We start from the raw sequence: 3,215 nt of genomic DNA on the forward strand, positions 1-3,215 counted from the left end.
CTCTACAACCCACCGAGGCCGTGTGACTGGGAGTACCAATTCCCGTAGCGTCCCGGGCCCGTTCCCCCTACGATCGGCATGGCCCCTAACGGCCCTCCCGGGCGAGGAGTTGGTTGGTACAAGGAACCGTGGTGGATGTGGAAGAAGTGGACGGGCTCGGTGCCGGGACCCGCTGAGGCGGGGCGGGTCCCGGTGACCGGACCCTCGTGGGGGAAGGCTGATGGCAAGGTGGCTCTTGCTAGGCGGCGTGGTGCGGTGGTTCGCACCGGATACCCGAGAGCCTGGGTGCCCGCGCAGCGGGTGCCCAGGGAGGCCGCCCCCCGGGGGGGCTGGATCTCGAGCATGGTCGCCTTTGGCAGGTCAGGCCGGGTCCGCCGTCGTGAGGGTACCACGGGAGGTCGGGGGTGAGGCGCATGGGCCGGCAGGCGTTTTACCGGCAGAAGATCGTAACCCAGGCCCGCTCTGTGGAGGCCAAAACGCTGCACACCTACCTGGTGGGCGAGATCCGGGCCAGGAGAGAACTGGCTCCCGAGGAAGCGGCACTGGTGGCCGAGGACGCCCGCGAGTACCTGGCGCACCTGCTTGACCGGGGTCTGGGGCAGATCGATTTCCCCGCCGTCCGGGGACTGGGTGCCCACCGGAGGTGCTCCCGGCGGGACCAGCCCGAGCAGATGGTAACGCTCACGGTCATCGCGGACGAGGACGCCGAGGTGCTGGAGGAGTTCGGCGTGGTGGCCATGCAGGTGGGCCGCATGGCCCGCTGCGTCGAAGAGGCCTACTGCCGGGGGTGCCTGCTTGACTGGCCCCGGCTGGGGGTGCTCTTCCCCTTCAACCACCAGGCCCTGCGGCAGCGGCTGGAGCCCCTGTGGGAGATGGGGGCGCTGCTGCCCGTGGCGGGCACGAGCAAGGACACGCGGCAAAAGATGCGTACGCTGCGCCCGGCCCTGGCGGTGGAGCTTTACCTACGGGGTGAGGACCTGAGCTCGGTGAGGAGGAAGCTCTGCTGCTCGCGCACCGCCTGGCGCAGGTGGTGGCAACTCTTCTGCCAGGTGGGCGGGTGCGGCGGCGAGGACCCCGAGGCTACCGCCCGCAAGCTGGGCCAGCCGGTGGCGCTGGTGAAGAGCTTTGCCGAACTGTGGGAGGAGGTCAGAGGGGATAGCCGCCTGGCGGAGAGGGTGAGACGGGAGGGGTTGTGGGCGCTGCCGGTGCCTTCGGGCGGCACGCCCCGGCAGGCCTTCCGGCAAGTGCTCCTCGAGCGGCACCGTTACACGCCCGCGGCGGCCGACCAGTTCGAGCAGGAGCTGCGGGAACTGGCCCGTCGCTTGAGTGGCAGGGGGCGGTCCCCCGGCCAGATCGTGTGGATGGGGGTGGCGCAGGATCAGCCTCCCGGGCGCAGCCTGGGTGACTGCCGCATGGTGTCCGCCGTGCTCGACTACCTGGTGCCGGAGGACTGGTCCCTGGTCCACCGGGACCGTTCCGAAGAGCTCAAATGGGCGCGCCTCAGCCGCTTTGCCACCGGGGCGTACTACCAGGGCGCCTGCCTGAGCCAGCCGGACCTGGCCTTCCTGCTTGGCATCTCGGTGGAGGCGGTCAGGTCCGCCATGGAGCGGCACCCGAAGGTCATCCTGCCCACCAGGGGGCGGCTGGCCGACATGGGGCCCACGCTTTCCCACGCCGAGAAGATCGTGGGGCTGTACATGCAGGGGTACACGGAAACCGAAGTGGTCAGGCGCACGGGGCACAGCCTGGAGAGCGTGGAGCGGTACATCCTGGACTTTGCCCGGGTCTCGTACCTCCTGGAGCGGGGTATGCCCGCCACCGCCATCCGCACCGTGCTGGGCTGCTCCATGCGCTTGGTGGACAACTACATCGGGCTTTACGAGGTGTGGTCGCGGAAGTCGGGATGGCGCCTGGGCCGGATCCGCCTGCTGGCCCAGGCCCACCTGCCTCCCGATCTCAAAAAAAACGGAATATAGCAAAGCCCAAGGAAGGTGATGTCGTGCAGGGGAAGGGTGCTCAGGCCAGGTACGCTACCCTTCCCGCCCGGGAGATGACGGTGGTGCAGGTTGCCCACCTGCGCTCGCGGTTCGAGTTGGCGGAGCGCTCGGTGGTGGCGGAGAGGGCGGTGGTCCTCACCAACCAGGCGCTCTCTGCCTGGGAGTCGGAGCATGGGCCCAGGAGGCTGGGGCCCGGGCAGATGCTCTGGGAGGCGGGTTCAAAGACGCTGGTCCTGCCGCTCTACGACGCCGCTTGGGTGAGGCGGCTTTCCCAGGGGGTATCCGTGGACGCGGTCAGGACCCACATCGAGTTCGGGCAGGTGCAGGCCCTCCTGGAGGCCGACCCCGAGGGAACGGTGGAGGACCTGTGGCGGCTCGTGGCCCAGCGGCGGCTGCCGCTTGCCCGGGGCCGGAAAGAAGCAAGCTTTCTCCCCGCCGAGCCCCTGGGGGAAGAGGGCCTGCGGGCGGTTCCCCGCCGGCCCCAGGGCACGGTAACCGTGCCCGGCCCGGTCGCCGAGCGCGTCGTGGGGGAACTGGTCTCCGGGTACGGCTGCCGGCCAGCGCAGGCGGAGGGCATGGTGAGGGTGTGTGCTGAGATCAGGGCCTGGTGCTGTCCAGCGCAAGACGAGCTGGAGCCGGGGCAGCTGGTGTGGCTGTGCCGCTCCACCAGGCGCACGCGGGGGCTCGACCCCAGGGCCATGGTACCCGCCGTGCTCACCCTCATCACCCCGCAGGAAGCCGAGGGCCCAATGAGCACCCGCAACGACCTCAAGGCCCTCAAGATGCGCCAGATCGAGCGCATCACCGCCGAGGCCTGGCGGCAGGACGCCGTGCTCACCACCCTGGACCTGGAGTGGCTGCTGGGAATCCCGCCCACCATGATCAGGGAACTCCTGGAGGCGTACCAGGCCGAGTTCGGCATCGTGCTGCCGACGGCGGGCACCGTGCTGGACATGGGCAGGACCCTCACCCACAAGGCCCTGGTGGTCGAGCTGGCGCTCAGTGGCCTAAGCACCGCCCAGATCTCAAGGCGAATCTACCATACCCCCGAAGCCGTCGACGCCTACCTGCGGGTCTTTGACCGCGCTGCAATGCTACGCTACTTCGGGGTGCCGGAGCAGGCGATGCCCAGGATCACCGGGCACAGCCCCGGCCTGCTCAAGGAACACCTGGAACTCATCGACAAGCACTTCCCCACGCGCGAGGCTCTGGCCTCCT

At 69.4% G+C, this 3,215-nt stretch carries 2 protein-coding genes; both read left to right on the forward strand.

From position 1 onward, the window contains the following. Positions 1-413: 413 nt before the first annotated feature. Complete coding sequence (locus AB1609_19270; protein ID MEW6048583.1) at positions 414-1,976, forward strand: DUF1670 domain-containing protein; 1,563 nt, start codon at positions 414-416, stop codon at positions 1,974-1,976. Positions 1,977-1,999: 23 nt separating this feature from the next. Then, positions 2,000-3,215 (forward strand): DUF1670 domain-containing protein (locus tag AB1609_19275; protein ID MEW6048584.1); only part of this gene is annotated, 1,216 nt, incomplete at its 3' end.

The sequence above is a fragment of the Bacillota bacterium genome (genome assembly GCA_040754675.1).
In the GTDB taxonomy this organism is placed as follows: Bacteria; Bacillota; Limnochordia; order Limnochordales; family Geochordaceae; genus Geochorda.

Coding starts and splice junctions, on each gene's coding strand:
- AB1609_19270 (MEW6048583.1), top strand. CDS start 414: ATGGGCCGGCAGGCGTTTTACCGGCAGAAGATCGTAACCCAGGCCCGC.